The following is a 24,276-nucleotide window of genomic DNA, read 5'->3' on the forward strand; positions in this document are numbered from 1 at the left end:
ATCCAATGAAATACATGCTGCTGATTTACATGGACGAAAACGCCCTGAGCGAAACTGAGCGGGAGCATTGCTATGTGGAATCTGCCCAAGTCGCTCAGGATCTCCATACCCAGGGACAATTTGTGGCATCTGCTCCTCTCCATCCTGTGGCAACGGCAACCAGTGTCCGGGTACGTGAGGGCAAATCCCTGGTAACAGATGGCCCCTTTGCCGAAACCCGCGAACAGTTGGGCGGATTTTTCCTAATCAATGCTCAGGATTTGGATGAAGCCATTGCGATCGCCGCCCGAATTCCGGGAGCGCGAGCCGGTACTGTCGAAATTCGCCCTGTCCTTGAAATTGCAAGACTACCGGCATATTGAACTTGATGAACTCAAGCGTGTCGCTGCGAGTTAGCGATCAGCACACCCAATCCCTAACAATTCAACTCAAAACCACTCAATAGGAGATTTCACAATGAAAGTCATGGTCTTTGTTAAAGCAACCCAAAACTCCGAAACTGGGGTCATACCAAGTGAACAGCTTTTGACTGAAATGGGGCAGTTCAACGAAGAATTAGCCAAGGCAGGTATCTTGCTCGCTGGTGAGGGGCTTCATCCTAGCTCAAAAGGGGTGCGGGTGAAGTTTTCGGGCACGGAACGCACCGTCACCAAAGGACCCTTCACTCCAGCGCAGGAGCTAGTGGCAGGGTACTGGCTGTGGCAGGTGGACTCCATGAAAGAGGCGATCGCCTGGGTGAAACGCTGCCCCAACCCAATGCCAGGAGACTCCGAGATTGAGATCCGTCCTGTATTCGAGGCAGAGGATTTTGGTGAACTCCTGACACCCGAATTAAGGGAGCAGGAAGACCGCATTCGCGCCCAAGTAGAAACGCGACAGCAAGAGTAACTTCATCTGCAACCGATCGGCTCATCACAACGCAGAATCGATAACTCAAGGAAAAATCAATGAAACTCAATCCTTACCTGATGTTCAACGGTAACTGTGAAGCAGCATTCAAGTTTTACGAACAATGCCTCGGTGGCAAAATCACCATGATGATGACTCATAAAGAGGCACCTTCGGCAGAAAATGTTTCACCTGAATTGCATGACAAAATCATGCACGCTTGCCTTGAATTAGAGGATCGCCTGCTCATGGGATCTGACTGTCCACCAGAATATTTTGAACCCCCTCAAGGCTTTTACGTGCAGATCAGCGCACCCGAACCAGACGAGGCAGAACGAATTTTTCATGCTCTGGCAGAAAATGGCAAAGTGAAAATGCCGATCGCTCAAACGTTCTGGTCAGTCCGCTTTGGCATGTTGATTGATCAGTTTGGTACACCGTGGATGGTCAACTGTGAGCAGGTCGTTTGAGCTTGTTGGATTAAACGAACATCCTTTGGACTTGTACCTCTTAAGCAGAGAATGCGATGACTACATTCAAAACATCCCGTGAAATCCCGGCGACCATGGAACAAGTCTTTGCCGCCATCAGCGATTCAGAACGTTTGGCGCGGTGGTGGGAACCAGCAGGTTTCACCAACACTTTCAAGGAGATAAACAATGGAAACGAACCAAACCGGACAAACCTCACACATGCCTGTTCAACCTCAAAAAGAACATCAGTGGCTCCAGAAACTTGTCGGTGAGTGGACGTATGAAACCGAAGGGCTGATGGAGCCCGAGCAACCTCCCGTCAAATCAACGGGAACAGAAACAGTTCGCTCACTAGGTGGACTCTGGATATTGGCAGAAGGACAGGGTGAGATGCCAGGTTGTGGTCCTGCAACAACGCTAATGGCTCTTGGCTATGACCCGCAGAAACAGCGTTTCCGGAGAGAGGACTATCTGATGAGACTCAATCTGTTGTTGGACGACACAACATACAGTTATTTAAGTATTTAGGAGTGAGGGTTCACTGAATGACCGATCTGATTCTCACCACTTTCGATTGGGTTCCCGAAGCTCCGCGAGGCTATGTGCGCGACTTACGGGTGCGTTGGGCATTGGAAGAGGCTGGGTTACCCTATCGCGTAAACAGTGTGCCATTTCGCGATCGAGGGAGCGATCATTTCTCGCACCAACCCTTCGGACAGGTGCCGTGGTTGACCGATGGAGACATCTCTATCTTTGAGAGTGGTGCCATCCTGCTCCATCTCGGCGAACGGAGTAGCAAGCTGATGCCTACCGAGCCGTGCGGTCGGAGTGATATGACCCAATCCGGGTCGCCAACTATTTCGGAGAGACGACTATCTCATGAAAAAGCTATTGCTTAGTACCACTGCTGTTTACATGGGGCTTCTGGGACTCGGATTCATGTTGCTGCACTATCAGTTGAAACATTGAGAAGAAATGGAGAAATAGTTATCTATGGAAATTACCGCTTCAGCGATTTCACTCAACGTTGATGATGTCACCACGTCGGCTGAGTTCGTCAAGCAACATTTTGGCTTCAAGGAAGAGATGTCAGCCGAGGGTTTTGTATCACTCTCTCGACCCGATGCAGGATTTAATTTAATCTTTCTACAAACTGGGCTGAAAAGCTTTAAGCCAGCCCATCTACGCGGTCATCGAGCGGATGGCTTGCTCGTTGTTTTTGTTGTGGATGACATCGATCGCGAGTATATCCGCTTGCAATCTGAAGGAGTCACAATTACAACTCCGATTGAGACAGAACCCTGGAATGAGCGATTCTTCCAAGTGACCGATCCAAACGGGGTTGTGTTGCAACTGGTGCAATGGATTAGTGAGCAGGTGTCATCATAAATGGCGATCGGGTAAAGAGCTTTCTGCTTGTCAAAGGCGATGTGCGCGACATCCATGCTGAAATGCGAACTGCCGCAGGAGGTAAGAATATCTGGATTGTTGGGGGAGGAGATCTTGCAGGTCAGTTCTACGATGTTGGTCTTTTAGACGAACTCATCATCCAAATTGGGTCGGTTACTCTTGGCAAAGGTAAGCAGCTATTTCTTCGTAGGGTGCTGAGTCCAAATCTGTGCTTAATGTCTGTCCAGTAGCTTGGAAGTGGCATGGTCGAGTTGCGCTATGAGGTAAGTAAATGAGTTCATTGGTGGTTGGTTTTCAAGATATTGATCAAACAAAACTCACCGTTGTTGGAGGGAAAGGCGCGAACCTGGGGGAATTATCCAAAATTGAAGGAATATGTGTACCCGATGGCTTTTGTATTTCTACTGAAGCCTTTCAAAGAGTCATTGAGAAAACACCGTCGATTCACGAATTACTGGATCAGTTATCGTTTCTGAAGGTGAATGATCGAGATAAAATCCATGAACTTAGCAGTAAGATTCGCAGGATCATCGAAGGGATAGCCATTCCTGAAGAAATTAGTGAAGCGATCGCCCACTTTCTCTCCAGACTTGGAGAACAGAATGCTTATGCAGTCCGATCGAGCGCGACCGCAGAGGATTTACCAACCGCCTCCTTTGCAGGCCAGCAGGATACCTATTTGAACATTATCGGCAAGGAAGCAATCCTAAAGCATATCCACAAGTGCTGGGCATCGCTATTTACCGAGAGGGCAGTCATTTACCGCCTGCAAAACGGCTTTGACCATCGTAAAGTCTACCTATCTGTGGTGGTTCAGAAGATGGTCTTCCCGCAGGCGGCAGGAATTTTGTTTACTGCCGATCCCGTCACGTCTAATCGAAAGGTTTTATCCATTGAGGCCAGCTTCGGACTTGGTGAGGCGTTGGTTTCCGGACTGGTGAATGCGGATAGCTATAAAGTGCGGAACGGCATGGTGATCGACAAAAAGATATCCACCAAGAAACTGGCAATTTATGCCCTGAAAGATGGCGGTACGAAAGAACAGGAGATTGAGCCTGAGAGGCAGAATCGGCAAGCGCTGACGGATGAGCAGATTTTGCAGCTTGAGCGCATCGGTAGGACGATCGAAGCACATTTCGGCAGTCCCCAAGACATTGAATGGTGCTTGGTTGATGATACGTTTTACATTGTCCAGAGTCGTCCAATCACGACTTTATTCCCGATTCCTGAAACAAATGATCAGGAAAATCACGTCTTTGTTTCTGTCGGTCACAACCAAATGATGACCGATGCCATGAAACCATTGGGATTGTCTTTTTTCCTTTTAACGACCCATGCACCCATGCACACTGCTGGTGGAAGGTTGTTTGTTGATGTTACAGCGACGCTGGCTTCACCTGTCGGCAGAGAAACTATATTAAACGTCACATTGGGGAAATCTGATCCGCTCATGAAAGACGCACTGACAACCATCTTAGAGCGGGGAGATTTTGTAAAATCGTTACCTGATGATCCAAGTCCCGGCAAAAGCAGGAAAGGGCGATCGCTTGCGGATTTTCAAACCCTAAACGACTGTGATCCGGCGATTGTTGCTGATTTGATTCAACAGAGCCAAACTTCGATCGAAGCGTTAAAACAAACCATCCAAACGAAATCAGGATCGGATTTGTTTGATTTTATCCTGGAAGATATCCAGCAATTAAAGAAGACCCACTCTGATTCACAGAGTTTTGGTGTGCTGATGACGGGTATGAATGCTTCCTCCTGGATTAATGAAAAAATGAACGAGTGGTTAGGCGAAAAAAACGCAGCGGACACGCTTTCTCAATCAGTACCCAACAATATTACTTCGTCCATGGGTCTGGAACTATTGGATGTTGCGGATGTGATTCGTCCTTACCCGGAAGTCATTGAGTATTTGCAACAGGTAAAAGAGGATAACTTTCTCGGTGAATTGGTGAAGCTTGAGGGTGGACAGGAAGCCCAGAACGCGATCGCTACTTTTCTTCACAAATACGGAATGCGATGTGTTGGAGAAATCGATATTACGAGAACTCGTTGGAGCGAAAAACCAACCACACTTGTTCCTACGATTCTCAGTAACATCAGAAACTTAGAGCCTGGTGAGTGCGATCGAAAATTTGAGCAAGGGCAACAGGAAGCTTTAAAGAAAGAACAAGAGCTATTAGAGCGATTGAAGCAACTACCGGATGGCGAACAAAAGGTCAATGAAACAAAACGAATGATAAGCTTGATCCGGAATTTCATCGGCTATCGTGAATATCCCAAATACGGCATCGTGAGTCGCTACTTCGTTTATAAGCAGGCTTTACTTAAAGAAGTCGAACAACTCGTACAAGCGGGCGTTATTCATGAAAAAGAAGATATATACTATCTCACTTTTGAAGAACTTCGCGAAGTCGTCCGCACAAATAAACTGGATTACCCGATCATCAGCAAACGAAAAGACGAGTACAAATTTTATGAAAAACTAACTCCGCCACGTGTGATCACGTCTGATGGTGAAATCATTGCAGGTGAGTACAAACGAGAAAATCTCCCAGCCGAAGCGATTGTCGGTTTACCTGTTTCCTCCGGAGTGATAGAGGGACGAGCACGTATCGTCTTAAACATGGAAGATGCCGATCTGGAAGATGGAGATATATTAGTCACCTCCTTTACTGACCCTAGCTGGACACCCTTGTTTGTATCTATAAAAGGTCTCGTCACCGAAGTGGGTGGACTGATGACCCACGGAGCAGTTATCGCACGGGAATATGGCTTACCAGCAGTTGTCGGAGTGGATAATGCTACCAAACTGATAAAAGATGGGCAACGAATTCGCGTGCATGGAACAGAAGGGTATGTAGAAATCCTATGATGGGGAAGCAGATGGTTCCTGTCATCGGTATCCAGTCACATCAGCCGGTTTCCCAGCTTCCTGGACTTCCCAAATGTAGCGAAACGCATCGGGTTGAGAACCATCCAGGTCGGTAAAACCATACACTTTCGCCAACTGACCACTGTAGTGCGATCGCAAAGGCAATGCAGAAGCGGTTAGCTACCCAGGTATGAGAAGTTGCGTAAGCTGTTCAGCATTTAAATCACTTATTTGGATTTGCTATACCCATCAAAATGATACGTATTAAGCTGTCGCGCATTTAACTTGCATTTTTTGTCCGCTAGAGTCCTTATGGTGAGGCATTCCAGCAGGAAAAGTAAATAATCGACAGCTTAATATCACAAATAATCAGATCTGGGTGAAATTCTTTATTTAGATTCTTGTTGATACAAAAGTAATTCACGAGATTCTTGCTTAACTAGACCATTCATAGCTGCTAGTTGCAAGTCCATGAAAGCCCTCAAATCCTCTGTGGAATACTTACTTCTGAGCAGCCAGCGCAGTTGCTCTTCTGCGGTAACACTAAGGTGACCTGCGGCTAGAGCCTCCTGGACTAAATCGCGGATTGAAGTCATAGATTTTTTTCCTAATCAATGCAGTAGGAAAAAGTATTTCAAGAGACTACTTCTGATGAGATTTCCTAAAAAAATCAGCTTTCATCACTCAGTAACCAGAGTTATCTCTCTGAACTTTGTCCCTAGACAATAAATCTATTAAAAACTTGGGTTTGAATGGAGAAGCACTACTGTAAAGTAGAAGCCGTTAGCAACGCGAGGCGTAAGTTTATGCTAGGATGGCAAGCTTTCTACTTCAGAGTTAGGGGTGAATTTAATCCCTTAACCAACTAGAGAAGAGGTAGTAGGATTGACACTAACTGTTTGAGGCATATAACAGTTACTCCTGTTATAGACGTGCAGGACATCACGGATTCCTAGATGAATCCAATGTTCTATATTGAGTAGTCGTTCACTTGAGTAGTGAGGTAATAGTGTTGGATTTAAGGAAGACTGCGTTTCTTCTATTACAGTATATGTATTGGGAACACGGCTCAGAACATAAGCAATTAAATCTTGGCGTAATCCAGCAGCAGAAAAGACTTGTTGATAGGGATGCGCTGGATAAGTTTCCAAAATATTTTCAATTTCCTCAGTGACTACAGGTAAGGTAAGGTTGACAAGTTGTTTGCTCATTTTTCACTCCTTACAAATTCTTGAAACTGCAACAATCTAACGAAACTACAGCCATTTGAGAAAATGCTAGGCGATATCAGGTTGTACGTGAATCAGATTCACTTCTTTTTTGACTGCAACACTTGAAAGATTAGAAAACAATTTTGAGGAAATCTTGAGGAAGAAAAACTTTCTTCCATTTTTTTGTTAAGAATTGTTTGTAAAGAAATACCAAAAATCTCAACCCTAGATAAGGCAATAGGTATGAGCTTTTGCTGGAGAGCAAAGAGTCTGTTCTTTTGAAATATCTAAAACGGTATTAGTACTGAATTTCCACCTTCCAGCCGAGAGCGTTGGCGATTTGGGGAACCAGGGTGAGAGAATTGAAGGGTTTAGCGATCGCACCTTGAACTCCTAACTCATGAAACCGTTGGGGTTCAGTTAAACTTAGCCTTGCCGTTAAAAACACGACTGGGATTGACCCAGTTACAGGATTGGCTTTTAGTTGTTGCAATAGAGCCAGACCATCCATTTCCGGCATCATCACATCAAGTAGAATGGCATCAGGCTTCTCAGAAGCTGCCTTAACTAAACCCTCTTGACCCGACGCCGCTAGTAACACATTCCAACCCCCTAGTGCTTCCAGGCAAGCTTTCACAACCTGTCGGACGTGGAGTTCGTCATCAATAAATAAAATTCGTTTTGTAGCTATAGCTGTTTCCATTACTTCTGCTTTACCCTTCTGTATCACTGGAGAGATATCGGACTAAAATACAATCACCTCCAAGCTTGGCGGCACTCATCAATAGGGTGTTCTAGAAGCAGGAACCCTCTCATAAATGTTGACCATACAGCTTGACTCTACCTACCGACGCAACCCGCAGCTTCTGGAAGGTCATCGTTAGAAATGAAACTATAAATATAAAATGACTGAAGTGGTTTTACCTCACCCTCAAGTTAAATCAACAAATTGAGGAAATTTTGAGGAAAGGGGATATCACTTACCTACCACCTACCACCCCAGCATGGAAGCCACTTGCTCTGCCAATGTCAAAGGGTCAAACGGTTTCGCAATCACTCCAGCGACGCCGAGTTTCGCAAATTGGGCTATATCAGTGGACTGCACCTTAGCGGTGAATAAAATGACTGGAATCGCTTGAGTCGTTGAATCATTTTGTAACTTCTCAAACAGCGTAAGCCCGTCCATGTCAGGCATCATTACGTCTAGTAAGATGGCATCAAGCTGTTGAGTTTGGGCGATAGCCAGTCCTTCTTTACCTGATAAAGCAGTCAGCGTCTCCCAACCCCCTAAGTTTTCCAGACAAGCCTGAATCACGGTACAGAGATTTATTTCATCATCAATCACCAGAATGCGCTTTTCTGGCATTAGCAGTAATTGTAGTTGAGGATGTATAACTTGAAATTCTACCATTGCACGGCTAATCGAGTGGTTTTGGCAAAGTGAAATAGAAGTTACTGCCCTCTCCGACCACACTTTCCACCCAAATTTTGCCGCCATGCTGTTGTACGATGCTTTTACAGATGGCTAAACCCAGACCTGTTCCCCCTTTTTGGCGGGAGTCAGAAGCATCCACCTGTTGAAACCGTCCAAAGATAGTGTTTAACTTATCGGCAGGAATACCGCGCCCTTGGTCTTTCACTTGAAATAAAACCTGGTCGGCTTGGTCTTGAACACTCAGCGTAACCGTACTCTGTGGGGGTGAAAATTTAATCGCATTACTGACCAGATTAACGAGAGTTTGAAGAATGCGATCGCGATCTGCCCAGACTTGAACAGAAGTCGGTTCAACACATAACATAATGTTGCCTTCTACTGCCAACGATTGCACCGTTTCAACCGACTGTTGCAGGAGTGTCGCTGCATCGCACCACTGCTTGACGAGATTGACTTTATGTGATTCGAGTCGCTCTAAATCGAGAATGTCATTAACCAAACGCACTAAGCGTTCGGTATCATGAGCGGCGATGTCTAACATCTGTTGAGCAGATTCTGGCTTATGTTTAAAGACTCCGGCAGCGAGTAACCCCAGAGAACCACGAATGGAGGAAAGGGGCGTTCGCAGTTCGTGACTGACAATCGAGATAAACTCGTTTTTCATCTGTTCAATGGCTCGACGTTCAGTGACATCTTCCACTGTTCCCACATGACCCATTAATTGGCTGCTAGCGCTAAACAAGGGAGATGTTCTCATCTGAGCAAAACGAATGGTTCCATCTTGATGGATATAGCGAACCTCAGCTGAGAATTCCTGTTGTTCAGATAGGGTTTGTGACCACTGCTCTATTAACCACTCTCGGTCTTCTGGGTGAACGAACTTTAACCAACCCTCTCCCAACGCCTCTTCAAACGTGTAGCCACAGATAACCTGACAGCGTGGATTGGTATAAGTACAGCGCCCCTGTGCATCCATGCGGAAGATACCGACCGGTGAATTCTCACTTAAAGAGCGGAATTCGGCTTCACTCTGCCGCAATGCTGCCGCCATCTGCTGACGTTCCCTCAGTTCGTCCTGAAGTTGTTGGTAGAGTTCCGATTGCTGAGTTGCGATCGCCATTTGATTGGCTAATGAGACCAGCAACTCGATTTCCCAAGGTTGCCACTCTCTGGGTTGAGAACACTGATGGGCAATCAGCAATCCCCAAAGGGTGTCTTGTTGGATAATCGGAACGACTACCTTCGCCCTGACTTGAATCTGTTTCAGACAGTTCGCCAGACAGGGCGAGACTTCCTCGTGATCGAGGTCAGTGAGGGTGTAGATTCGTCCCTCAGCATAGCGCTGGCGATATTCTTCGGGAAAAGTCTCTGTGGGTAAGGGGATGTCTAAAACCTTGATGCATCCCGGCGCAACAGCTTCGGCGATGACTCTGCCAGCACCATTAGACCAAACTCGGTAGACCAAAACCCGATCCGCCCAGAGCAATTTTTGCACTTCGGTAACGGTGGTATCGAGGATTTCTTGCAAGTCTAGGGACTGGCGAATTTGTTGAGCGATCGCCATCATCAACCGTTCTCGTTCCATTTGCTGTTGTAAGGCAGCTTGAGAGCGTTCTAACTCCTGAGTTCGCTCTCTAACTCGAATTTCTAATTCCTCATTAAGGTGCTGTAAAAAGGCTTCGGTTTGTTTGCGTTGAGTGATGTCTACGGAAACGCCAATAATGCCAATCAACTCCCCTTGCTCATCGTGAATCGGAGAGTCAATCACTAGGACTGGAAAAGTAGTGCCATCCCGTCGCTGTACCCAAAATTCTCCCGACCAACTTTCCCCAGCTTGCAAGCGAACCATAATTTCTACAGCTTGCTCTTGGGTAGTTGAGGCGGGTGTTACGTCTACAATTGAGCGACCCAATACTTCTGTTACCCTCCAGCCATAGAGAACTTCTGCATAGCGATTCCAGTAAATGATGTTGCCTGCTAAATCTGTAGCAATGACCGATTGTTCTACGGCATCCAGCAACCCAGCTTGAAAGCGGATTTGTTGCTCAGCCTGTTGTCGTGCTTGTTCAAGTTGCTTGGCTTGGGTAATATCGATAGCCGTTCCCAAGATTTGTTGGGGTAAACCTTCAGCCGTTCTAGAAAAGACAACATCCCAAGTGTGAAACCAGCGCCACTCCCCATCTGCATTTTTCATGCGAAACTCATTTTCCAGGACTTCACCATCCTTTGCTGTAGCACATCGTTCTGGGAGTTCATTAAGCTGACGAAAATCATCTGGGTGCAGCACGTCTGCAAAAAATGCTGACCCTAAGTGTTGGATTTCTTCGGAGGGACAACCAAAAAATCGGCTGCCAAAACGATTAAGGTAGACATTACGCTGTTGCACGATATCCATGATGTAGATCAAATTTGGAGCGGTATCGGCAATCTGTTGAATGAAGCGCTGACTTTCTTGTAGAGCAATCTCGGTGAGTTTACGTTCTGTAATATCTCGCTGCACGGCAACCCAATGCGTATACCAGCCTTTTTCATCTGCAACAGGCACGATACTCAGTTCCACCCAAAATTGGGAGCCATCTTTGCGATAATTAATCAGCTCAACCTGGCTAAGTTGCCAAGTTTGCAAGGCTGTACGAATGCGATTTAAAACTGTTCGGTCTGTTTTTTCACCTTGCAAGATACGCGGTGTCTTGCCTAAAACGTCCTCTAGGGTATAACCCGTCATGCGGGTAAAGGCAGGATTGACGTAAACAATTCGGGGGCCGGGTTCGTCAATGGGTTCTGCCTCGGTAATCACTACGGCATCATTCGTCGTGATGACAACGGATTCCAAGAGGCGCAGTTGTGCAACTCTTGCAATGCGATCGCTAATTTCCCGCACCGTTCCCAGCATCCGTACCGCGTTACCATCGGCATCATAGAAAAATTTTCCCTTCCCCTCAATCCAGTGGATGCTACCATCTGCCCAAACTACTCGGAATTGGTGATGATAATCCTGCCCTTCAAGGCGTGCCTGTTCTACGGCTAAAGCGATCGCTTCTCGGTCTTCTGGATAAACGCAGGCTTCAAACGCTTCATAAGTCCCCTCAAACGTTCCCGGTTCCAATCCAAATAACTGTTCGTGACCGCTTGACCAAGTAATCTGATTCGTCAGTAAATCCCAATCCCAAATTCCCATTTGGGCAGCGGACAAGGCTAGCGTGAGTTGCTGATTGACTTTAGAAAGTTCATCAGCCTTACGTAACGCAATCCCGACAATCGCGCTTCTGAGTTCTAAAGCAATTTCAATTTCACACGACTTCCAAGGTAAAGACTTCAACCGAACCGTTTCTTGCCACAGCTCAAACGATTTGCGAGGCGTTATACGTAAAGTTCCATCTTGTTCAACTTCAACGGGTTTATTAGGATTGCCTGCCCAGTTTACGGTTTGAATGACTTCAGGACGAAACCACAAAACATAATACTTTTGAATCTTAGATATAGAAAGTGCCAGCAGCCCACTACCAACTTCCTTGAATTTCTCTGCGGTTGGATATAGTTTAGGTAAAGAATCTGTATAAAAAATATTTTGATTAATGGTTTTAGTTAACCAATTTATTAACTCTTGAATGTCGGTTAACTTAGGGGTCTGACCAATGAGGGTTAAATTTTCACTAGTACAGATGGCTACCCCTTGAGCGCCTACCAAGTCTAGTAAATTAGTTCTCTCCTTCAGTAATCCGTCTACAAAACTCTCTTCTTGGGAGATTGCTTCGACAAATTTAGACTGAATCGAGTTTAATTTTATTCGGTAATCCAATTTCTCATTGTCTGCTTTAGAAGTCAATTCTAAAGCCATGACTTTTCCTAACAGTTCGCAAGCAGTACGTACCTCATAGGAAATATACTTCGCTGAGTGATGATGACAAGCAATTAATCCCCAGAGTTTTTGGTTCCGAATTAACGAGATTGACATCGAAGCCCTAACACCCATATTTTTGAGATAGTCAATATGTATGGGAGAAACGCTTCTTAAAACACTGAAACTGAGATCGAGGGGCTGATTGGTAGCTGGATTATCAACAGGAAATAGTTCTACAGGTTGGTAATTCACATCAGGAATTAACCGCAGTAAATTAAGCGCATATAAATGCCTTGCTTGCCGGGGAATGTCTGAAGCTGGATAGTGTAAGCCAAGATAAGGACTCAATCCCTCTAACTTATCTTCGGCTATGACTGTACCCGCATCTTGGGCGTCGAATTGATACACCATCACTCGGTCAAACCCCGTGAGTTTTCGCACTTCCTTGACAATCGCTTGACATAGCTCGTTCAAGGTGAGTGTTTTTTGGATTTTGGTAATGGGTGCTTGAAGTAAATGATAGAAACTAAAAAAATTACTAAATTCTTTTGAGGTAACGGGTTCTAATTCAAGAATTAGCATTCCATCAGAACGATGGAGAATGCCATCAAAGAACAACTCTCCTTTCTGAGTATTGATGGATAAATTGATAGGATTAATACTTTCAAATTTTTCAGTTAATTGTTTCTCAATCGAATGAACTAGGTATGAGTTGAGGAAGTCTTTGAAGTTCTTCCCCAAAATTTCATGAGGGTGAATACCGAGAAGATTAAAAGTATTGTTGCTAACTTGTAATATTTTTAGCTGAGGTTCTTGTAAGACAAAAAGAATTCCATGCGGCTGAATCAAGCCAGGAAGGTGAATCGGCTCTTTGTCACAGTTGGTTAGATCGACCGATTGTGACAATAACAAATCATTGTGATTCATCGTAGATTCTATTTTTTTGACTTTGTATGTATAGCAGTTCTAAATGAAGAGGAAATCCCCGGCTTCTCCGAGAAATCGGGGAGCTGAACCTCGAACCTCTATAGAATTTAGTCTGTAGGCAATTTGTAAAATGGGGATGCTCCCACAGGCAATTCCATTACAAAGGTAGTTTGACCTACACCATTGTCTAGCTGAATTGTACTGCCGAGTCGTTCAACTAGCTGTTTGACTAGCGCTAGTCCTAAGCCCATGCCACCCTGTTTGCAGAAGTCATTGCTGGGAATGCGGTAGAACTTGTCGAAAATGCGATCGCACTCTTGTGCAGGAATCTCAACGCCAGAGTTGCTCACACTCACTCGTATTTTCTCTCCTACAACATCAGCCGCAACCGTAATAGTCTCGCCTGATGGAGTATACTTACAGGCATTGTCGAGCAGCTCTAGCAGGATACGCTTGAGCATTGTCGGCTCCGTAATCAGGGGTGGAAGTTCAGCAGAAAGATTAACGTTCAGAATTTGTCGTTGCTGCTCAACTCGTAGATGCAGTGACTCTAGAATTGGCGGTATCCACTCTAGTAAGCTAATCGATTCATAGAGAAAGTTTGGGTAAGTACCAGCTTCTAGTTGCCGCAAATCCAGTAAGTCATTAATTAGCTTAAGTTCTCGTTTACACTCATTCTGTAAAACTTCAAAGCAACGCGCAGCTTTGCTCGTTGGGGCATTTTGCTGAGAGAATTCTGCTGAAAGATTTTGGTTTCGATTGAGGGCTTTTGCTAACATTTGCAGCGCCATCTTTATGTTAAAAATGGGGGCGCGTAGTTCATCCGAAACAGCATTGAGGAAGCTGTTTTGCAGCCGATTGAGTTTTTCCGTTACAAGCTGCGCTTCTGCCTGCTGACGTGCGATCGCCGCTGCCAATATTCGGGCGCTCGTCTGGATAAAATTAACCTCATTTTGGGTAAACCTGCTTGGTTCGGTTGCGTGGATGCTCAAAACACCAAAAGGTTTTTCTATCCCCTCAATTACAGTACTGATACTGCCGATCGTGTCGTATTCTTGCAGTAGGGGCAAACTGCACAACCGCGTTTCTTGCTGCCAATCTTCAACAATCACTGGCTGACGCGATCGCAGTGTATATCCTGTCAGAGAATTCTGTTCGCCGACTGTTTCTGCTCCTATTGCTTCCTTTGGAAAGCCGATGCCAGCCCTCAGCACTAGACTTTTGCGATCGGGCAGGAGCTCTAAAACACTGCAATATTTTACGTCTAGAGTTTGGGAGATTAGCGCAACAGCTTCAACCATGAAGGTCGATAGATTAGGTTCTGCCAATGCTCGCAGACAAAGTTGAGAAATTGCCTGTTGAAGCTTAAGTTCTGTAAGTGTTCCCTTGGTTTTACTGCTGTTAGGGGTGGGATAAAAAGTAGCAAATTTGTCAGTATACTGTTGAGCCAGCTGAGGGTAACTACAGAGCATATCGTTATCTCCTACTGCTTAAAAGATGTTTTGAAAGACGGTGAATATCAATCTACTTTTCTTTTGAGGGTTAGTGGATAAACTTCACACTACCTCCAACTCCTCTAGACCTATTCGTCTCGACATAACTGAATAAATCCCCCCCATGCAGTAGGAGGGGCAAGAGGTCGTTTTGCTCAAGCTATCGGATAAAAATGAGGAAATTTTGAGGATGTCCGAGAAGCAACCAAGCTTAACGAAGGAGCGACTGTTTCTCGAAGTCTTACAATCATTTCTAGCAAACTAGATGGCAGGTAGAGACTGCTTCACCCCAACTCCGAATCCCAACCTAGAGTAGTTGCGACCTGATAGTGTAATGTTAGGGGATTGAAGGGTTTAGCGATCGCTCCTCTTACTCCCAACCTTAAAAACTTGCGAGGCTCCGTCAACTCCACCTTAGCGGTTAGAAAAATCACCGGAATGGCTTGTAGTTCAGGATTTGCAAGCATTTTTTGCAGAAAGGTAATGCCATCCATTCCAGGCATCATCACATCCAAGAGAATGGCATCAGGTCTTTCCCTCTCTGCCACAAGTAGCCCCTCCTGACCAGAACTCGCCTGTACTACGTCCCACCCTGCCAACGTTTCCAGACAAGTTTGCACTACTGTTCGCAAATTTGCTTCATCTTCAATAATCAGGATTTGTTTGGTAGCTACAGATTCCATTGATACTTCTGGTAGATTGCTCAATGGGAGAAAACATTCGTTTAAATTTACCATAATTATTACTCCCATTACATTAGTAGTAAAGGTTTGTTATATAATCAATTGATCGGCAATGATTTTGATATAATTCTGACACTTGAATTTCTTTTTTTATCTGCAAATTAGTTGAATATTCTGCTCTAATATTGAGGTGTTTCTATTTTTGGATTAAGCAAACAAAATGAGGAAATTTTGAGGAATGACCGGGATGTGATTGCGGACACAGTCTTTGCTATCACCAAGGCTAGTGGTCTGTCAACCTTAAATTGATGGGTTGAAAGAGGAGAAGGGAGACAAGGAGAACAAGGGAGAAGTTTTATTAATTTACCCCTCAAACCTACCTTGACGCCCCACTAATGACTGACAGACGTTTTCCATCAGTTCTCTCATTTAAGAGAGGGGTGAGAGGGAGATTTTCATAATATTAGTTTAATCTGTTGGATTTTTGACTGACAAGTATTTTTGGGAAAAGACATAGTTTCTATTTTCTTTTTTTTGCAATAAGGATTCTGAATTATTAACATTACAGGAATTATTAACATTACAGTCATTATAGGCAGCGAAATGACTAATAAAAGAATCGCAAAAAATGCCCTTATTAATATGAATGACCAAGAGAAAGTTTTTTGGATAAATGCTTGCAATTTTTTCATTGATTGCTCTGTCCTGAAGGAGGAACTAAGGTGTACTGCAATACTTGAAAGCTTAGAGAATAAATTTGAGGAAATTTTGAGGATGGCAAGATTGGTGTGCCACGTCTAACACAGGACAGACAAAACCACAGTCAGCGAGGGTTGACGAACAAACAGTCGCCCATTAACATTTGTTGACGTGCCTGCTGCTTTTGGGCATCGGTCATGGTGGCAAGTAGGGAGCATCCCAAATGTGTAAACTGCCCCTCAGACTAGAAGTCTGGGGCTATACAAACGAAGTCCGCTAGCGCGGACTAATCTTTAGCCTGCGGAGGCAGGCTTGGTTTGTGTAGCTGCGATTTCTAATCGCCTGGTATTTTTGCAAACAAAATTGGGATGCTCCCGGCAAGTACTTCTTTGAGTGCAGTCAACTCGGCTTCGGTCTGAGGCTGGATTGCTTAATATCACTTTAGCTCTAGCCCTTTGTCGATGGTTAGGAGCCTGATGACTGGTTGAGCAGTTTGCACTATAGGTCGTGGATGAGACGCAGATGGGGTTGTGCTTGTCGAGTGGTGCGATCGCCTGATTGCCGGGTTCCTTGGGCAGGCTGAATCGTTCTAGTTTCGATGCTGTATGTCAGAATAACAATGACGCTCTGCTAGAGGTAGCAACCGCTCTAGGTCTTGCATAGATTTGCGCCGAGTACTCACGCCAGTTAGCTCGTCGGTTTCGGTGAATCTGTGTAGGAATCGGGTTCGCTCAAGCCGATTCAGGATACGGGCAATCAGTTCGGGTTCAACAATCGGTTTGGGCACGTAATCATCTGCGCCTACAGCAAACACTTGATGCACGATTTCAGCATCGTTATGGGCAGATAGAAACAGCACGGGTAGCTCACTCCAGCGAGGGTCATTGCGAACGACCTGACAGAGTTCAATACCGCTAAAACCAGGCATCTCTATATCTAAAATCAGCATATCAGGTGCAGTGGCTTCCAGTACCTGCCAGAATTGTTGGGGTTGGGACAAAGTCGTGACATGAAGTCCCCAAGGTTCCAGCAGAGTAGACAAAGCAGTTAGCACCTGGGGATCGTCATCGACAATCAGCACTTTGGCTTCTGCTTTCTGGGTGCGATTGAGTTCCTGAGTAACGGCTTTGAGAATCTCCTCTGGGGCAATAGGTTTGTGTAAAAACGCATCTCCGCCCAGACGTGCCACTTCAACGCGATCGCTTAATTGATTTCGTCCAGTCATTACCAATACTGGGATGCTCGGAGTGCGCTGTGCCAGTTCAGCTAGTAGGGTCAGCCCGTTCTCTGTTGTTTGGGGAAAGGTGAGGTCTAACACGATGACATCAGGATGATGCTGCGAAATCGCTCTCCTTGCGGCTGTCGGGTCGATTGCCACTTCTACCTGCAAACCCCAAGCGATCGCCTCCCGTTTGACCTGTTGGGTCAGCACCACATCATCATCCACAACCAGCAATCGACCCGAAGCCATCTTTAGATCGGGAGCAGCGGTCGTTGTAGATGGCTTGTTTTCCACAACTTGTTTGAGCTGCCCAACCAATTTTTCAAGTTGCCGTGCCTCATTCTGACCCAGAGGCTCTAAGCGTAGCAACTGTTCGATCTGCCGCGCCACCTCTGAACCTTTCGGTAAGCCAAATGAACCCAATGAGCCAATCAAGCGGTGAGCTTGGGCCTGGGCTTTTGAGTGCAGTTCGCCGTCCAAGGTTCCGGTGGAGATTTGAGCGATCGCTTGCTCGAACAGCGCCATGTGTGACTCCAAACTCTCTTTGAAGTTACCCCACATCTGTTGCACGACTGCCAGCACTTTGGCTTGAGCTTGACCCTTGTCTGCTTTATTGACGCTCACAGCACGCGATCGCGCTCCTACATGTCCTGTCTCCTCTTGAGACACGCTTCGAGAGGGGGAATCTTGCGGTGGTGCTTTCAGCCGATAGCCCAATCCATACACTGTCTCAATCAAATCTGTAGTCATTCCGACTACTTTTAGCTTGTGCCGCAGACCCTTTATTTGAGTGGAGACAGCTTCCTCTTGTGGAAATTCGCCACTATGCCAGATGTGGTCTAGTATGGCACTCCGGCTGAAGATGCGCTGGGGGTTCCGGAGGAAAAGCTCTAGTATGCTGTACTCTTTTGGAGTCAGGTGTAACAGTTCTCCCCCATAAGTCACTTGGCAAGCATCTGGGTCAAGCTGAAGCTTCTCCCAGGTCAACACCGTAGGTAAGGTAGAACTACCCCGTCGCAGTAAAGCCTGAATCCGAGCGATTAATTCATTAAGTTCATAGGGCTTAACCACATAATCATCGGCTCCTGCCTCTAAACCCATGACCCGGTCGGCGCTGCTGTCTTTGGCACTCAACAGCAAAATCGGCATCTGTAACCCGTGCGATCGCAGTTGGCGACAAAGCGTCATTCCATCTAGATGAGGGAGAATGATATCCAGCAGGAGCAGATCGTAGTGAAAGGCTTGAGCCAGTTCCAAAGCCGTTTGACCATCCGCTGTTATCTCGACAGTATAGCGATGGGTGGTGAGTTCTTGTGCCAGGACGTTAGCTGTAATCTCATCGTCTTCTACTAGCAGAATTTTCATCGGAACTCATTCCTTGACGCTACAGTGTCCTAACCGGAAAATTTAGGCGTGAGTTACTTTGCTGTTGTGTAAGTAGGTCGGCATTTATATTTGTCGTTGGGGCAAGGCAGGGGGCAGAAGGCAGAAGGGAAGAGGGTTTTACTTTCCAAATATTTGTTAACATACCTTCATTTATTTATGCCTACCTACTTATTAGTCTTGAAGGCAAATATAAAGTGTAGCTGCTATTGGCGTGTTCCACTAATAGCTAGCTTTTGAGCAAGTAAAAGACTAGACACATCAGTCTATAGTATAAATTTTTTAGAAAGAGGAACCTAATTGTTCAGTTCCTCACAATTTCCTCAAATTGTTTTCCTACAACTAGAACTGTAGGACAAAGGTTGCATCGGAGCCTGAAGCTTGCCACAAGTGCTTCGCTTCCCTATTTACTGACCGCGCCATCTCCTATCGCACGATCAAAAGCTTCGACCACTTCGAGGTTGCCCTCTCTGTCGGCGTCCAGAAGATGGTACGCTCCGACTTGGCGGCATCGGGCGTGATGTTCTCCATCGACACCGAAACCGGCTTTAAGAATGCCGCCTTAGTGACCGCTGCCTATGGTTTGGGCGAAAACGTTGTTCAAGGGGCTGTCAACCCCGATAAATACTTTCTTTTTAAGCCTACGCTCCAAGCAGGGTTCCGCCCGATTCTAGAGAAACGCTTGGGCAGTAAAGAAATCAAAATGGTGTACGACCTCGGTGGTGGTAAGCAGACGAAAAACGTGCCAGTACCGCCAAGTGAGCGAGGTAAATATGCCATCAACGATCTGGAGATTCTCACCCTTGCAAAATGGGCGTGCCTGATTAGACATCTCCGAAAATAGCCAAAAGCAGTCTCTGACTGCTTTTGAAGTATTTAACGCAGCCGGGTAATTTGAACCATTTCAACGTTTTTATTAGGGCTACAGCTAATTCAAATCAATAATTATCCCAAATATATCTATTTTTTATCTAAAATGTTTATCGATTTAGTCGCAGACTGAGCTATTTATAAATAACGTCCCAATCCTTAATCTGACTAATCCACACACTAGAAGAATTATTCTCTGATAACTCTTGGCTCTTAGGCGAAACCTTTCTTGGGCTACACGGAAAATCTTTAGTAATCTAATTACGTGTTCAACAAATATTCTCTCACTCGCTTTCTCTCGATTTTTTTGTTTTTCTTCTTGGCTTAATTCCCTGGCTCTCGGCTTTTTTTGAGGAGTTTCTATTTGGACTTCTCCTATATAGCCTTTATCTCCTTTGAATTTTTGTGTTGGAGCTAACTTGGATTGACCTTCTCTCCAAATATTTATGTCGCTAGTCGGCCCTGGCTTTCCCACTATAACATCTACAATCTCTTGTCCATTTGGTGTGACAATTAATTGATTTTTCAAAGTATGGTTTTTCTTTTTGCCTGAATAAAACTTTTTTTGTTCTTGATAGTCCTTGGGTCTCGGTATTGGCTGTTCACAGCTATCCACTATTAACTCCAACTCGGCGAGAATTTCTTGCACCCATTTATACTCACCGGGATTTTTTTTTACTTGTTCCAGCAGACTAGCAGGCAGCAATTCCCTCAATAGCTCTGACCAGTAGTGAAATATGTCATTCGCTGTTGATTCACTAACTCCGAACTGGACTCCTAGCATCTGGAATGTTGGCTCCGGGTGTAGATATACCAAAGTTAATATTATTTGGTCTTTGACTGATAGTTTTGGTCTTCTACCTCCTCCTGCCTTGTTTATCCTTACTTTTCTTTGCTCAATCTCGATATCTTTCTGTTGATGTAATAATTCAGCGGCAGCTATTAATTGCTGTAACTGTTCGTACTCTAGTCCAATTAATCGTTTACTTTCTTGTTGATTTTTTTCAAGGTACTCTGGTATATTACTCATTTTACTGTAAAAATTAAAAAGTAAATTATAATATTACCACTTTATTTTCGGTTTTTAATTATATTTCGGAGATGTCTAATTGTTTTGTTGGGAATCAACTTTGCACCCAATCAATCTACCCAAAATTTTAGTGAAGGGCAACTGCGGCAGGTGCAGCAGAAGTGGGAGAAAAGCGCGATCGCTCAGTCTTTGACAGCCAGTAAGAGCGATCGGGTGTACTTTGTCCCTGCTTATATTTGTTATGGATTACCAGGTCCGATTGGCACTGAACTGTATCTGGAAGAACTCAAAGAGCAATTGCTTTCTTCAAACTGACCCTCACCCTATAATCTTTTTTGAATGAGCAGAACGAACAATAGACTGTTGCAATTACTTAATTTCCTCGTTGATGTTGCCTGCTCTCGGTTTGGCTACCCCATCTATCAGCAGTTACGTCAAGAGTACGCCGCTGCCTCTAACGAACAGTTGCGAGTCTGGCGCTGTTCCCACTTCGGCTGACATCAGGCAAGCTCCCACCCTGCTCATCAACGTCGTTCTCCATCGAAGAGCAAATAAGCAGCATTAATGAAGTCCAAAATAAAGGGAAATTAATACTGGATACGGCAGGTTTTTTTGCCTTTTTTTGTGCTTTCAGCAAAACCACATCTTTGGGTGAAGCTAACTATTATTAAAGCTGATGTTTGGGAGAATTGCCAACAACAATACCTCATCATTGCTTCAACATTACATAACTAATTAATCCATTGGTGGTTTTTCTCTGACTTATTCAGCAAGCCCTATTTATGCTGAGATTAACTTCTTCAGAAATTGGCTAGGAGTTATTCTGACGGAATGACAATAGAAGCTAGTACGTTTGATTAATCAGCTATCAAGTATGGAACGGTACAGTGAGTAGAGGTAAGATGGCTAAGAGCAACCCCATCCAAAACCACAAACTAAGCTGATGTGCTTCCGCTGGCTCTGCTAAAAGCGCTTCTATCCTTTCTAATAAGCGATTTCGCGGGACGACACAGCTAAACGCCGCACAAACGACTTCCGACACCATCGGCTTTTCGCTCACTACTAACAGTAGGGATTCCGCTAATAGCAGAGAATCAACCTGAGTTGCTGCCCAACGGTCGGCACGGAGTTCCCGCAAAAGCAGCAGTTCTTCCCACAGCGCTTCCGTATTCGGCAACCAAGCCGTGTAGGCGCGCAGCCAGCCGAACCAGAAAAACCAAAACGTGTCCCGGTAATGGTAATGTCCTTGCTCGTGGACGAGTACTGCCTCAAGATGAGAGCGATCGAGAGTTTGCAACAACCCTTGGCTGACAATCAGTTCCGGCTGCCAGAACCCAACTTGGGCAATAAATAAACCTGGTGTGTTGAGAAGACGGGCGGGTTTATCCCCAAGGTTAATTTCAGGATAGGTACGAACTTGCTGTACGGAACGATATCCCTGAATTGCCAGTTTCAGGTATGAAACGCCTGCCCACCCAAAAAAAACCAAGGCGACTGAGTGCGACAACCATCCATCCCAAAACCCTACCATGTGTCCTTTGGGTCCCATGCAAAGCACGGAAGCGACTGTCATCATCAACAGCAACGGGGGAAACAGCAATAACAAGAGCGCTCGCTGCCAGCGTTCTGACCAACTGCCGTGAGGACAAGACCATTTTAATCTGAGATACCATGCCGACGAGAGTGCGACAAAAACCATGATTAGGTGCATCACTGTTGCTCCTCCCTAGCTTTACGGGCGGCAATTAAACGAAGGGCAATTGTTTCTAGTTGCTCTAAGCTTGCAGAGTCAAGAGTGTCAGCAAAAGCTGCTACGATGTCAGAGTTGCCCACTTCCAGAAATCGCTGCAATTGTTCGTAAGCCGCTAATATCTGCGTCTCATGGCGAGAAAGTACGGGTCGCCATGAGAATGAGCGCTTTGTTTTATTGCAAGCAAGCCAACCTTTGGAGGTGAGGCGACGTAGTACCGTCGTGACTGAGGAATACGTTAACTCTCGCTCTGGGTCAGCCATTATGCGTTCGTGTACCTCTTTGACCGTGACCGAACCGAGTTCCCAAACAATGTTCAAAACCTCTGCCTCCAATGAACCTAGTGAGAGTTGTTTGGGACGGTAATTGGGCAGAGGTATCATAACAGTCAAACTTCCCTCTTAGGAGGTATTTATATTAAATTATACTGAATTTTTTAGGAGCAAATTCTCAGAAAAAGCTCAAAATAAAGTTTGACAGCTTGTCTTTTGACGCAATGCCGTTGCTCCTCTCAAAATGGAGTAAAACCTTTGTGCGACGAAGGTTTGTGCAAAAAAAGAGGAGAATCATCTTGAAAAAGCTACTGTCAATCCTTTTGGTGATGTTCGCCGTGTTGAGTCTTTCCCTGACTCGCCCAGCCTTAGCCGTTGACGCAGCCAGCGGTGCCAAAATCTTTAGTGCCAATTGTGCTGCCTGTCATGCCGGTGGTCGTAATGTCGTTATGGCGGATAAGACGTTGAAGAAAGAGGCTCTGGAAAAGTACGGCATGAACTCAGCAGATGCAATTATTAACCAAGTAACGAATGGAAAAAATGCCATGCCAGCTTTCAAAGGGCGTTTAACCCCAGCGCAGATTGAAGATGTTGCTTCTTATGTACTAGGTCAATCTGAAAAGGGCTGGACTAAATAATGACAATGACTTTAAGCAAAGACAACTTAAGTCTTGGATAGAGCAAACTCGCAAACTCTACGATTTACAGACAGCGTTCTGTTAACTGGTAGCTGTTCTTGACCAAAAACTTGGTAAAGGTAGCGGACTGGGACTGAAAAGTTACTGACTGTAGTCGATTTGGAATTCAGGAAAGAAAGTGGCTAACTTTCCCCTTTCTTTCCTGGATAAAAGCGTTTTGTAGAACATTCAAATGAATTGATGAGTCGCTTACAAAGAATTCTAATTTTCTTTAGTGTTGTTGTCATTCTCCTAATCCAAACAATGACAACACAAGCTTTCGCTGCATCAATATCTATCGCTGGAATGAATGCTTTTGACTTCTTTAAGTCGGGTGTAGAAAAGACTCAAAGTGGGGACTTAAAGCAAGCCGTTGGAGATTTCACGCAAGCGATCGCCCTTGATTCCCAAATGGCAGGGGCTTACAGCAATCGCTGTCTAGTATACATCCAGTTGGGAGATTACTCAAAAGCGACTGAAGATTGTACCGAAGCACTGAAACTTAATCCTAATAATACTGAAACTTATCTCAATCGAGGATTGGCTTACTACCGACAAGGGCGTTATCTTGATGCGATCACCGATTACAATCAAGTGATTCAGCTCGATCCCACTGACTACCGAGCCTACTATAACCGGGGACTAGCACGTTTCGAGCAAAAGGATTACTCTGAAGCGATCGCCGATTACAACCAAGCTTTGAGCCACACCCCAACTCAGCACAGCCAAGCGATGGCAACAGTTTACAACGACCGAGGGCTAACTTACTTTCAGCTAGAGGACATCGAGAATGCAATGCTCGACTTTTCCCAAGCGATTCATCTCGATTCAAACGATGCCAGAGCTTACTATAATCGAGGTTGCATTAGTCATCGACAAGGAGACTACACAGGAGCGATTCGAGACTTCACAGCGTCGCTGCAACGCAACCCTAATCAAGCCCAAGCCTATATCAACCGTGGTATTGCTCGTTACCAGTTGGGGTATCTGCAAACCGCCTTGGAAGATTTGCGAAAGGGAGCTGAATGCTTTTGTACTCAAAGACAGATGGTGGCTTACCAACAAACTTTGAACTTAATTAAAAAGATACAGCAGCAGTCCTCATCGGACGAAGAAGGTGCGATCGGATAA

At 45.2% G+C, this 24,276-nt stretch carries 20 protein-coding genes and 6 pseudogenes; 14 read left to right on the forward strand and 12 right to left on the reverse strand.

All coding sequences use genetic code 11. From position 1 onward, the window contains the following. Positions 1-5: 5 nt before the first annotated feature. From MIC7113_RS14865 to ppsA, 9 genes and pseudogenes are all read left to right on the forward strand, one after another. Entirely contained in the window at positions 6-362 is a 357-nt protein-coding gene (locus MIC7113_RS14865; RefSeq protein WP_015182986.1) for a YciI family protein, read from the forward strand. Between the two features lie 94 nt (positions 363-456). After that, the gene (locus MIC7113_RS14870; RefSeq protein ID WP_015182987.1) at positions 457-888 is read left to right on the forward strand and encodes a YciI family protein; all 432 of its coding nucleotides are present in this window, start codon (positions 457-459) and stop codon (positions 886-888) included. A gap of 59 nt (positions 889-947) precedes the next feature. After that, on the forward strand, positions 948-1,358 hold the full coding sequence (locus MIC7113_RS14875) for a VOC family protein (protein WP_015182988.1): 411 nt from the start codon (positions 948-950) through the stop codon (positions 1,356-1,358). 56 nt (positions 1,359-1,414) lie between these two features. Continuing rightward, positions 1,415-1,633 carry an SRPBCC family protein gene (locus MIC7113_RS39240; RefSeq protein ID WP_155898004.1) on the forward strand — a complete coding sequence of 73 codons (219 nt, stop codon included), beginning with the start codon at positions 1,415-1,417 and terminating at the stop codon, positions 1,631-1,633. Next, positions 1,548-1,817: pseudogene (locus MIC7113_RS14880) on the forward strand (DUF1579 family protein); the annotation flags it as partial. The gene MIC7113_RS39240 and the pseudogene MIC7113_RS14880, both read left to right, overlap by 86 nt. A gap of 89 nt (positions 1,818-1,906) precedes the next feature. Further along, positions 1,907-2,203, forward strand: a pseudogene (locus MIC7113_RS14885) (glutathione S-transferase N-terminal domain-containing protein); the annotation flags it as partial. 151 nt (positions 2,204-2,354) lie between these two features. Further along, the gene (locus MIC7113_RS14890) at positions 2,355-2,750 is read left to right on the forward strand and encodes a VOC family protein (protein WP_015182991.1); all 396 of its coding nucleotides are present in this window, start codon (positions 2,355-2,357) and stop codon (positions 2,748-2,750) included. A 29-nt stretch (positions 2,751-2,779) separates the two neighbouring features. Continuing rightward, a pseudogene (locus MIC7113_RS14895) lies at positions 2,780-3,001 on the forward strand (dihydrofolate reductase family protein); the annotation flags it as partial. Positions 3,002-3,042: 41 nt separating this feature from the next. Continuing rightward, positions 3,043-5,652 (forward strand): phosphoenolpyruvate synthase, encoded by a 2,610-nt coding sequence (gene ppsA / locus MIC7113_RS14900; RefSeq protein WP_015182992.1) that lies wholly within the window; start codon positions 3,043-3,045, stop codon positions 5,650-5,652. A 21-nt stretch (positions 5,653-5,673) separates the two neighbouring features. Here the strand turns inward: ppsA and MIC7113_RS35425 are convergent. The 9 genes and pseudogenes from MIC7113_RS35425 to MIC7113_RS14945 form a co-directional block, all read right to left on the reverse strand. Then, a pseudogene (locus MIC7113_RS35425) lies at positions 5,674-5,808 on the reverse strand (short-chain dehydrogenase); the annotation flags it as partial. A gap of 233 nt (positions 5,809-6,041) precedes the next feature. Then, positions 6,042-6,248 carry a hypothetical protein gene (locus MIC7113_RS14905; RefSeq protein WP_015182993.1) on the reverse strand — a complete coding sequence of 69 codons (207 nt, stop codon included), beginning with the start codon at positions 6,246-6,248 and terminating at the stop codon, positions 6,042-6,044. Positions 6,249-6,509: 261 nt separating this feature from the next. Then, positions 6,510-6,863, reverse strand: a complete 354-nt coding sequence (locus tag MIC7113_RS14910; protein WP_015182994.1) for a hypothetical protein — start codon at positions 6,861-6,863, stop codon at positions 6,510-6,512. Positions 6,864-7,161: 298 nt separating this feature from the next. After that, positions 7,162-7,566: a response regulator gene (locus tag MIC7113_RS14915; protein WP_015182995.1), complete on the reverse strand. Its 405-nt coding sequence runs from the start codon at positions 7,564-7,566 to the stop codon at positions 7,162-7,164. Between the two features lie 288 nt (positions 7,567-7,854). Then, positions 7,855-8,229 carry a response regulator gene (locus MIC7113_RS14920; RefSeq protein WP_041780857.1) on the reverse strand — a complete coding sequence of 125 codons (375 nt, stop codon included), beginning with the start codon at positions 8,227-8,229 and terminating at the stop codon, positions 7,855-7,857. 52 nt (positions 8,230-8,281) lie between these two features. Continuing rightward, positions 8,282-13,066, reverse strand: a complete 4,785-nt coding sequence (locus MIC7113_RS38125; RefSeq protein WP_015182997.1) for a PAS domain S-box protein — start codon at positions 13,064-13,066, stop codon at positions 8,282-8,284. 107 nt (positions 13,067-13,173) lie between these two features. Next, on the reverse strand, positions 13,174-14,538 hold the full coding sequence (locus tag MIC7113_RS33380) for a GAF domain-containing sensor histidine kinase (protein ID WP_015182998.1): 1,365 nt from the start codon (positions 14,536-14,538) through the stop codon (positions 13,174-13,176). Between the two features lie 305 nt (positions 14,539-14,843). Further along, positions 14,844-15,242, reverse strand: coding sequence for a response regulator (locus MIC7113_RS14935; protein ID WP_041780071.1), 399 nt, complete (start codon positions 15,240-15,242; stop codon positions 14,844-14,846). A gap of 1,288 nt (positions 15,243-16,530) precedes the next feature. Next, positions 16,531-18,528, reverse strand: coding sequence for a response regulator (locus tag MIC7113_RS14945; protein ID WP_015183000.1), 1,998 nt, complete (start codon positions 18,526-18,528; stop codon positions 16,531-16,533). A gap of 394 nt (positions 18,529-18,922) precedes the next feature. On the opposite strand from MIC7113_RS14945, the pseudogene MIC7113_RS14950 reads away from it, so the two are divergent. Further along, a pseudogene (locus MIC7113_RS14950) lies at positions 18,923-19,372 on the forward strand (PEP/pyruvate-binding domain-containing protein); the annotation flags it as partial. A gap of 162 nt (positions 19,373-19,534) precedes the next feature. Here the strand turns inward: MIC7113_RS14950 and MIC7113_RS14955 are convergent. Continuing rightward, a complete protein-coding gene (locus tag MIC7113_RS14955; RefSeq protein WP_015180904.1) occupies positions 19,535-20,446 on the reverse strand; it encodes an IS5/IS1182 family transposase in 912 nt (303 codons plus the stop codon). A gap of 84 nt (positions 20,447-20,530) precedes the next feature. Between MIC7113_RS14955 and MIC7113_RS14960 the strand changes: the two genes are divergently transcribed. Together MIC7113_RS14960 and MIC7113_RS36450 are read left to right on the forward strand one after the other, a co-directional pair. Further along, positions 20,531-20,761 (forward strand): hypothetical protein, encoded by a 231-nt coding sequence (locus MIC7113_RS14960; RefSeq protein WP_041780074.1) that lies wholly within the window; start codon positions 20,531-20,533, stop codon positions 20,759-20,761. 69 nt (positions 20,762-20,830) lie between these two features. After that, positions 20,831-20,941 (forward strand): annotated as a pseudogene (locus MIC7113_RS36450) (sucrase ferredoxin); the annotation flags it as partial. Positions 20,942-21,314: 373 nt separating this feature from the next. On the opposite strand, the gene MIC7113_RS14965 reads toward MIC7113_RS36450, so the two are convergent. Further along, positions 21,315-22,157, reverse strand: a complete 843-nt coding sequence (locus MIC7113_RS14965; RefSeq protein WP_015183001.1) for a M56 family metallopeptidase — start codon at positions 22,155-22,157, stop codon at positions 21,315-21,317. Then, positions 22,157-22,579, reverse strand: coding sequence for a BlaI/MecI/CopY family transcriptional regulator (locus MIC7113_RS14970; RefSeq protein WP_015183002.1), 423 nt, complete (start codon positions 22,577-22,579; stop codon positions 22,157-22,159). Before MIC7113_RS14970 ends, MIC7113_RS14965 begins: the two co-directional genes overlap by 1 nt. Positions 22,580-22,767: 188 nt before the next feature. Between MIC7113_RS14970 and petJ the strand changes: the two genes are divergently transcribed. Together petJ and MIC7113_RS14980 are read left to right on the forward strand one after the other, a co-directional pair. Beyond that, a complete protein-coding gene (petJ, locus tag MIC7113_RS14975; protein WP_041780861.1) occupies positions 22,768-23,106 on the forward strand; it encodes a cytochrome c6 PetJ in 339 nt (112 codons plus the stop codon). A 303-nt stretch (positions 23,107-23,409) separates the two neighbouring features. Next, the gene (locus MIC7113_RS14980; RefSeq protein ID WP_226883648.1) at positions 23,410-24,276 is read left to right on the forward strand and encodes a tetratricopeptide repeat protein; all 867 of its coding nucleotides are present in this window, start codon (positions 23,410-23,412) and stop codon (positions 24,274-24,276) included.

Source organism: Allocoleopsis franciscana PCC 7113 (genome assembly GCF_000317515.1).
In the GTDB taxonomy this organism is placed as follows: Bacteria; Cyanobacteriota; Cyanobacteriia; order Cyanobacteriales; family Coleofasciculaceae; genus Allocoleopsis; species Allocoleopsis franciscana.

Excerpts from the sequence above, each read along its gene's own strand:
- MIC7113_RS14890 (WP_015182991.1), top strand. The coding sequence starts at position 2,355 with ATGGAAATTACCGCTTCAGCGATTTCACTCAACGTTGATGATGTCACC.
- MIC7113_RS14935 (WP_041780071.1), bottom strand. The coding sequence starts at position 15,242 with ATGGAATCTGTAGCTACCAAACAAATCCTGATTATTGAAGATGAAGCA.
- MIC7113_RS14980 (WP_226883648.1), top strand. The coding sequence starts at position 23,410 with ATGACAACACAAGCTTTCGCTGCATCAATATCTATCGCTGGAATGAAT.
- MIC7113_RS14870 (WP_015182987.1), top strand. The coding sequence starts at position 457 with ATGAAAGTCATGGTCTTTGTTAAAGCAACCCAAAACTCCGAAACTGGG.
- MIC7113_RS39240 (WP_155898004.1), top strand. The coding sequence starts at position 1,415 with ATGACTACATTCAAAACATCCCGTGAAATCCCGGCGACCATGGAACAA.
- MIC7113_RS14955 (WP_015180904.1), bottom strand. The coding sequence starts at position 20,446 with ATGAGTAATATACCAGAGTACCTTGAAAAAAATCAACAAGAAAGTAAA.
- MIC7113_RS14945 (WP_015183000.1), bottom strand. The coding sequence starts at position 18,528 with ATGAAAATTCTGCTAGTAGAAGACGATGAGATTACAGCTAACGTCCTG.
- ppsA (WP_015182992.1), top strand. The coding sequence starts at position 3,043 with ATGAGTTCATTGGTGGTTGGTTTTCAAGATATTGATCAAACAAAACTC.
- MIC7113_RS14910 (WP_015182994.1), bottom strand. The coding sequence starts at position 6,863 with ATGAGCAAACAACTTGTCAACCTTACCTTACCTGTAGTCACTGAGGAA.
- MIC7113_RS33380 (WP_015182998.1), bottom strand. The coding sequence starts at position 14,538 with ATGCTCTGTAGTTACCCTCAGCTGGCTCAACAGTATACTGACAAATTT.
- MIC7113_RS14875 (WP_015182988.1), top strand. The coding sequence starts at position 948 with ATGAAACTCAATCCTTACCTGATGTTCAACGGTAACTGTGAAGCAGCA.
- MIC7113_RS14920 (WP_041780857.1), bottom strand. The coding sequence starts at position 8,229 with ATGCCAGAAAAGCGCATTCTGGTGATTGATGATGAAATAAATCTCTGT.
- MIC7113_RS38125 (WP_015182997.1), bottom strand. The coding sequence starts at position 13,066 with ATGAATCACAATGATTTGTTATTGTCACAATCGGTCGATCTAACCAAC.
- MIC7113_RS14915 (WP_015182995.1), bottom strand. The coding sequence starts at position 7,566 with ATGGAAACAGCTATAGCTACAAAACGAATTTTATTTATTGATGACGAA.
- MIC7113_RS14970 (WP_015183002.1), bottom strand. The coding sequence starts at position 22,579 with ATGATACCTCTGCCCAATTACCGTCCCAAACAACTCTCACTAGGTTCA.
- MIC7113_RS14965 (WP_015183001.1), bottom strand. The coding sequence starts at position 22,157 with ATGCACCTAATCATGGTTTTTGTCGCACTCTCGTCGGCATGGTATCTC.
- MIC7113_RS14905 (WP_015182993.1), bottom strand. The coding sequence starts at position 6,248 with ATGACTTCAATCCGCGATTTAGTCCAGGAGGCTCTAGCCGCAGGTCAC.
- MIC7113_RS14865 (WP_015182986.1), top strand. The coding sequence starts at position 6 with ATGAAATACATGCTGCTGATTTACATGGACGAAAACGCCCTGAGCGAA.